The 6,830-nt window shown below is 52.5% G+C and carries 6 protein-coding genes; 5 read left to right on the forward strand and 1 reads right to left on the reverse strand.

What is annotated here, in order from left to right; all coding sequences use genetic code 11:
* Nucleotides 1-130 precede the first annotated feature (130 nt).
* From epd to fbaA, 3 genes are all read left to right on the forward strand, one after another.
* On the forward strand, nt 131-1,147 hold the full coding sequence (gene epd, locus ACLQ7H_RS06210) for an erythrose-4-phosphate dehydrogenase (RefSeq protein WP_021806218.1): 1,017 nt from the start codon (nt 131-133) through the stop codon (nt 1,145-1,147).
* A 72-nt stretch (nt 1,148-1,219) separates the two neighbouring features.
* The gene (pgk, locus tag ACLQ7H_RS06215; protein WP_411751914.1) at nt 1,220-2,383 is read left to right on the forward strand and encodes a phosphoglycerate kinase; all 1,164 of its coding nucleotides are present in this window, start codon (nt 1,220-1,222) and stop codon (nt 2,381-2,383) included.
* Nucleotides 2,384-2,538: 155 nt separating this feature from the next.
* Nucleotides 2,539-3,618 carry a class II fructose-bisphosphate aldolase gene (gene fbaA / locus ACLQ7H_RS06220; RefSeq protein ID WP_411751915.1) on the forward strand — a complete coding sequence of 360 codons (1,080 nt, stop codon included), beginning with the start codon at nt 2,539-2,541 and terminating at the stop codon, nt 3,616-3,618.
* A gap of 99 nt (nt 3,619-3,717) precedes the next feature.
* On the opposite strand, the gene ACLQ7H_RS06225 is transcribed toward fbaA, so the two are convergent.
* Nucleotides 3,718-4,386 (reverse strand): DUF1345 domain-containing protein, encoded by a 669-nt coding sequence (locus ACLQ7H_RS06225; protein WP_411751919.1) that lies wholly within the window; start codon nt 4,384-4,386, stop codon nt 3,718-3,720.
* 246 nt (nt 4,387-4,632) lie between these two features.
* Here ACLQ7H_RS06225 and mscS (ACLQ7H_RS06230) point away from each other — a divergent pair, with 246 nt between their 5' ends.
* Both mscS (ACLQ7H_RS06230) and mscS (ACLQ7H_RS06235) read left to right on the forward strand, forming a co-directional pair.
* A complete protein-coding gene (gene mscS, locus ACLQ7H_RS06230; protein WP_411751916.1) occupies nt 4,633-5,490 on the forward strand; it encodes a small-conductance mechanosensitive channel MscS in 858 nt (285 codons plus the stop codon).
* A 341-nt stretch (nt 5,491-5,831) separates the two neighbouring features.
* Nucleotides 5,832-6,698 carry a small-conductance mechanosensitive channel MscS gene (mscS, locus tag ACLQ7H_RS06235; protein ID WP_411751917.1) on the forward strand — a complete coding sequence of 289 codons (867 nt, stop codon included), beginning with the start codon at nt 5,832-5,834 and terminating at the stop codon, nt 6,696-6,698.
* The last annotated feature ends 132 nt before the right edge of the window (nt 6,699-6,830 follow it).

The following is a 6,830-nucleotide window of genomic DNA, read 5'->3' on the forward strand; positions in this document are numbered from 1 at the left end:
TTTGACGAATAATGCAAAGCAGCGATTCACAGCAGGCAGTACGCTAAAGTACTCTAGGCGAGATCATCAGTCTGCGCCATCCTCAAAGCGGAACACCACCGCCAGGGAGCGCCCTTTTTCAGGGAGTAGCATGACCATCCGCATAGCGATAAACGGCTTTGGCCGTATCGGCCGCAGCGTTTTACGCGCACTGTACGAATCGGGACGACGCGCCGAAATTTCCGTCGTCGCCATCAACGAACTGGCACATGCCGAGGGGATGGCCCATCTGCTGAAATATGACTCCAGCCACGGCCGCTTTGCCTGGGATGTGCGCCAGGAATGTGACGTGTTGAGCGTGGGGGATGACAGCATCCGGCTGTTACATCAACCCGAGCTGGACCAGTTGCCCTGGGGCGAACTGGGTGTGGATGTGGTGCTGGATTGCAGCGGTGTATACGGCAGCAGGGCAGATGGCGAAGCTCATCTGGCGGCAGGGGCCAAGAAGGTGCTGTTTGCCCATCCGGGCGGTAACGATCTGGATGCGACCATCGTGTTTGGGGTTAACCACCAAACGCTGCGTGGCGAGCATCGCATCGTGTCCAACGCCTCCTGCACCACCAACTGCATTATTCCTATTATCAAGCTGCTGGACGATGCCTACAGCATTGAGTCCGGCACGGTAACCACTATCCACTCCTCGATGAACGATCAGCCGGTGATAGACGCCTATCATCAGGATTTGCGGCGTACCCGCGCGGCGAGCCAGTCGATTATACCGGTCGACACCAAGCTGGCAGCGGGCATTACGCGCATCTTCCCGCAGTTTTGCGATCGTTTTGAAGCGATCTCCGTGCGGGTGCCGACGATCAACGTAACGGCCATCGATCTTAGCGTCAGCGTGAGTTCGAAGGTGTTGGTCACAGAGGTAAACCAGCTGTTGCAAAAGGCGGCACAGGGATCATTTCGTGGTATAGTTGACTATACAGAACTACCATTAGTCTCGATTGATTTTAACCATGACCCGCACAGCGCCATCGTTGATGGGACGCAAACCCGGGTCAGCGGACAGCACCTGATCAAGACCTTGGTCTGGTGTGATAACGAATGGGGCTTTGCCAACCGGATGTTGGATACAACACGGGCAATGGCCGCAAGCGGTTTCTAGTAAGGCGCTATCAACGTGGTGTTGATGCGTCGCTCAGGCAACTTTATAGAGAATCAACAAAGAGGGTTCACCATGTCTGTAATTAAGATGTCCGATCTGGATCTGGCGGGTAAACGCGTTCTGATCCGTTCCGATCTGAACGTACCAGTGAAAGACGGTAAAGTGACTTCCGATGCGCGTATCCGTGCCTCCCTGCCGACTATCGAAGCTGCGCTGAAACAAGGCGCCCGCGTGATGGTAACTTCCCACCTGGGTCGTCCTACCGAAGGCGAGTACAACGAAGAGTTCTCCCTGCTGCCAGTGGTCAACTACCTGAAAGAGCATATGAAATCCCCAGTCCGTCTGGCGAAGGATTATCTGGAAGGCGTTGACGTTGCAGAAGGTGAGCTGGTTGTTCTGGAAAACGTTCGCTTCAACAAAGGCGAGAAGAAAGACGACGAAGTGCTGTCCAAGAAATATGCTGCGCTGTGCGACGTATATGTGATGGACGCCTTTGGTACCGCACACCGTGCGCAGGCTTCTACCCATGGCGTGGGCAAGTTTGCTCCGGTTGCTTGTGCAGGCCCGCTGCTGTCTGCGGAACTGGAAGCCCTGGGCAAAGCGCTGGGTAACCCGGCTCGCCCAATGGTGGCTATCGTTGGTGGTTCTAAAGTTTCTACCAAACTGACCGTACTGGGTTCCCTGTCCAAAATCGCTGACCAGCTGATTGTTGGCGGTGGTATTGCTAACACCTTCGTTGCGGCTCAAGGCCATAACGTAGGTAAATCCCTGTACGAAGCGGATCTGATCCCGGAAGCGAAAAAGCTGCTGGAAACCTGTGATATCCCGGTTCCAACCGACGTGCGCGTCGCTACCGAGTTCTCTGAAACCGCTACGGCAACCCTGAAGCCTGCCAGCGAAATCAAAGACGAAGAGCAAATTCTGGACCTAGGCGATGTCTCTGCAGAGCGCCTGGCCAAGATCCTGAAAGAAGCTAAAACCATTCTGTGGAATGGCCCGGTTGGCGTGTTCGAGTTCCCTAACTTCCGTAAGGGCACCGAAATCGTTGCACGCGCTATCGCAGAGAGCGAAGCTTTCTCCATCGCAGGCGGCGGTGACACCCTGGCAGCTATCGATCTGTTCGGTATCGCTGACCAAATCTCCTATATCTCTACCGGCGGCGGCGCCTTCCTGGAATTCGTTGAAGGGAAACAGCTGCCTGCAGTAGTGATGCTGGAAGAGCGCGCTAAGCAGTAATTCAGATAACGGGGGGCGCAAGCCGCCCGTTTGTTTATGCCCCCAGCCTAGCTGTGGGGGTAAAAAAATCGCTATTTATCCATCGCTACCACTAGTTTGCAGGCTGTTGCTTGCAAGACGACGGGTATACGGCCAACGAAACAGGACAACGTCTAATGTCTAAAATTTTTGATTTCGTAAAACCAGGTGTTATCACAGGTGATGACGTGCAGAAAGTCTTCGCAGTTGCCAAAGAGAACAACTTTGCACTGCCAGCGGTAAACTGCGTGGGTACTGACTCCATCAACGCCGTGCTGGAAACAGCGGCCAAGGTGCGTGCTCCAGTTATCGTTCAGTTCTCTAACGGCGGTGCCGGCTTTATCGCGGGTAAAGGTATCAAAACTGACGTGCCACAAGGTGCTGCGATCCTGGGCGCAATCTCTGGCGCACACCACGTACATCAGATGGCTGAACATTACGGCGTGCCAGTGATCCTGCACACCGACCACTGCGCGAAGAAACTGCTGCCATGGTTAGACGGCCTGTTGGACGCGGGTGAGAAGCACTTCGCAGCGACCGGTAAGCCACTGTTCTCTTCACACATGATCGACTTGTCTGAAGAATCACTGGAAGAAAACATCGAAATTTGCAGCAAGTACCTGACCCGCATGGCGAAGATCGGTATGACCCTGGAAATCGAACTGGGTTGCACCGGCGGTGAAGAAGATGGCGTAGACAACAGCCACATGGACGCTTCTTCCCTGTACACTCAGCCACAAGATGTTGATTACGCGTACGAAAAACTGAATGCTATCAGCCCGCGCTTCACCATCGCTGCCTCTTTCGGCAACGTACACGGTGTTTACAAGCCAGGCAACGTGAAACTGACCCCAACCATTCTGCGTGATTCTCAGGACTATGTTTCCAAGAAACACAACCTGCCGCACAATGCGTTGAACTTCGTGTTCCACGGTGGTTCAGGTTCTACCGCAGCAGAAATCAAAGAAGCGGTCAGCTACGGCGTAGTGAAAATGAACATCGATACCGACACCCAGTGGGCAACGTGGGAAGGTATCCTGAACTACTACAAAAAGAACGAAGGCTATCTGCAGGGCCAACTGGGTAACCCAGAAGGTGCCGACAAGCCGAACAAGAAATACTACGATCCACGCGTATGGACTCGTGCTGCCCAGTCTTCCATGATCACCCGTCTGGAACTGGCATTCAAAGAACTGAACGCGGTAGACGTGCTGTAATATCGTCCCTCCGTTCAGATTGACGCTAAAAGGCTCCCTCGGGAGCCTTTTCTTCTTTGATGATAAAGCTAAACATGCTGCACTCGTTCACCAAATCAGCTACCCCAATAACCCCGCCCCGACGTTAATCGACAGCCCCAGGATCAAGATATTGAAGACAAAAGCGATCACCGATTGCAGCAGGGTGATTTTACGCACGTCTGCGGTGCCCACGGCTACGTCGGCGGTTTGTGAAGCCACGGCAATGGTGAAGGAGAAATAGGCGAAGTCCCAATAGTTTGGCTCGGTCAGTTTGCCGGGAAACAATAGCGGTAACACCTCCGTATTGGCCCGCGAGCGGTAAAACAGATGGGCGTAGTGCATGGTGAATGCCGTGGGTAATAGCAGCCAGGAAACCACCAGTGTGGAGCCGGTCAGGGCCAGATGTAGCGTTTTCAACGCGTCGCTGACCTGTTTGGCGGTGCTCAATTCAAACAGGATGGCCAGAATACTCACCACACACCCCAAACTGACCAACGCTAGTACCTGGCTTGCGCTCTCGTCCTGCTTACGTGCCAATTGCTGGGTACGTTGCGACGTGCAGCCCAGCATCAGATGCCAAAGGCACAATAAATAGATCCAGGCCATCACGTTCCAACCAACGATCAAGCGTTGCAGCCAAGGGAGATGAGCAGGAAGCAGCCCGATACACAGAAGCCCTACACCTACCGAAATCAATAATCTGGGGCGTACTTGCCAATAGTGCTTGATTGAGAGGGAAAGGTCGATCACTGCGCGTTCCTTGTCGTTTATTTTGCCAGTATGGCTAGTTTCATCATAGTTGACCTGGCAGGTGCTGCTCACGTGCAAGTAAAGGGTATAGCTAAGTGGTTATACCAAGGGAGGTTTTCCTATGACGATTGGCATTGGGCTGAAATGTTGCATACCCTTAAGCAGTGGTTTCCCGACTGATGCTACGCGTCAGTTTATTTTGCTCTTTCCCGCAATCTAGGGAAGTAAAGTAGGAATGCTTGAATGGAAGATCTCAACGTTGTAGAGGGCATAAGTCATGCCAGCAGTTGGTTGATAAATCATCAGGAACTGTTAATTCGTTATGCGATTAACATCGTTACTGCGCTGGCTATTTTCATTATTGGTTCGATCATAGCCCGTGTTGTCAGCAATATGCTCACCCGCGTAATGAGGCTGCGCGGTATTGATGTCACCGTCTCTGGCTTCCTGGCAGCGATGGTGCGTTACAGCATACTGGTCTTTACCTTTATTGCCGTATTGGGCCGTGTCGGGGTACAGACCACCTCATTAATTGCGGTGCTGGGGGCCGCTGGGTTGGCGATTGGCTTGGCGCTACAAGGGTCACTGTCCAACTTTGCCGCAGGGGTGGTGCTGGTGGTGTTTCGCCCGATGCGCGCAGGTGAGTATGTCGATCTGGGAAGCGTAGCCGGTACGGTCGATCAGGTGCATATTTTTTCTACTACTCTGCGTACTTCCGATAACAAAACCATTATGGTACCCAATGGAAAAATCATCGCTGGCAATATCATCAACTATTCCCGTGAACCCAACCGCCGCGTAGATATTGTGGTTGGAGTAGCCTATGACGCCGATATTGATGTAGTGAAAAAGGTGCTAGGTGACGTGATTGCGGGCGATAAACGCATCATGCACGACAAAGGCGTCACCGTACGTTTACACGAAATGGCTCCGTCCTCGTTGAATTTTGTGACTCGCTCCTGGACCACCAATGGGGAGTACTGGAATGTCTATTTTGACCTGATGGAAAACTTTAAACGACAGTTAGATGCCCACAAGATTGGCATCCCCTACCCGCAGATGGAGGTGCATGTGCGCCACGTAGAGAAATCTGCCGATTAATCTGTGTAAGGGGGGCCATGTATTGGCACCCTTATTGATTCTTGCCAGCGTTATATTGAATGTCGGTTACCCAGGTAAGCGACATTTTTTTGGATATTTCCAGGTTTTGCTTTTACTCCCCCCTGATAACGTTACTCTCTCTGTCGGCCCGCTGTTGATAAGGGTTGCTTTGCTATTCCTTTTAGCTGAGTAGGGGGCATATCAAGGCGTTTTTTTCCTCTGACGGTTGGCACGTCGTTAAAATGTTGGGTACCCTTAGCCGTGGTTTCTTTATTGGCACCGATTTGCCAGTATATTTTGCTCATTTTCCCCGCATGGGGATGTAAAAGTAGGACGTCAGAATGGAAGAACTAAACGTAGTAGAAGGTATTAACAATGCCAGCAGTTGGCTAGTTAACCATCAGGATATGCTGATCCAGTATGCGGTGAATATTGTTGCCGCGATCGTGATTTTCATTATTGGTTCGGTGGTGGCTCGTGTCGTGAGTAATGCGCTCAGCCGCGTGATGAAGCTGCGTGGCATCGATGCCACCGTAGCGGATTTCCTGGCTGCGATGGCGCGTTACAGCATCTTGGCATTTACCTTTATTGCGGTGCTGGGGCGCGTTGGTGTTCAGACCACCTCTGTGATTGCCGTTCTGGGTGCCGCCGGTCTGGCCGTGGGTTTGGCATTACAAGGATCGCTTTCCAACTTTGCGGCTGGCGTGCTGCTGGTGGCCTTCCGTCCACTGCGGGCCGGGGAGTTTGTCGATCTGGGTGGCGTTTCCGGTACGGTAGATCAGGTGCAAATCTTTTCCACTACGCTGCGTACTTCAGATAACAAAACCATTGTGGTACCGAACGGTAAAATCATCGCGGGTAATATCATCAACTACTCCCGTGAACCAAACCGCCGCGTGGATATCGTGGTGGGCGTGGCTTATGACGCCGATATCGATCTGGTGAAGAAAGTGTTGGGTGACGTGATCGCGGCAGATAAGCGCATCATGCACGATAAAGGCGTGACGGTACGCCTCAATGAAATGGCGCCTTCTTCCCTGAACTTTGTGACCCGCTCCTGGACCACCAACGCCGAATACTGGAACGTGTACTTTGATCTGATGGAAAACTTCAAGCGTCAGCTGGATGCCCATCAGATTGGCATTCCGTTCCCGCAGATGGATGTGCATGTCCGCCATATCGCTAAAGCGGCAGAGCAGCCGGAGTAATATGGCCCCTCACCCTAACCCTCTCCCACAGGGAGAGCAGCTGTGTTTAAAGTCAACGGGTGATGATTAATTTGTCACCCATTTTTTATTATCCCGTAGCATCGCATTCAGGATGGTTAGCAGCTTTCTCAC

The organism is Serratia sp. (in: enterobacteria), from assembly GCF_046715635.1.
Taxonomy (GTDB): Bacteria; Pseudomonadota; Gammaproteobacteria; order Enterobacterales; family Enterobacteriaceae; genus Chania.

Bases quoted from the DNA above. Each gene is read 5' to 3' on its own strand.
- epd (WP_021806218.1), top strand. From the start codon at position 131: ATGACCATCCGCATAGCGATAAACGGCTTTGGCCGTATCGGCCGCAGC.
- pgk (WP_411751914.1), top strand. From the start codon at position 1,220: ATGTCTGTAATTAAGATGTCCGATCTGGATCTGGCGGGTAAACGCGTT.
- fbaA (WP_411751915.1), top strand. From the start codon at position 2,539: ATGTCTAAAATTTTTGATTTCGTAAAACCAGGTGTTATCACAGGTGAT.
- mscS (WP_411751916.1), top strand. From the start codon at position 4,633: ATGGAAGATCTCAACGTTGTAGAGGGCATAAGTCATGCCAGCAGTTGG.
- mscS (WP_411751917.1), top strand. From the start codon at position 5,832: ATGGAAGAACTAAACGTAGTAGAAGGTATTAACAATGCCAGCAGTTGG.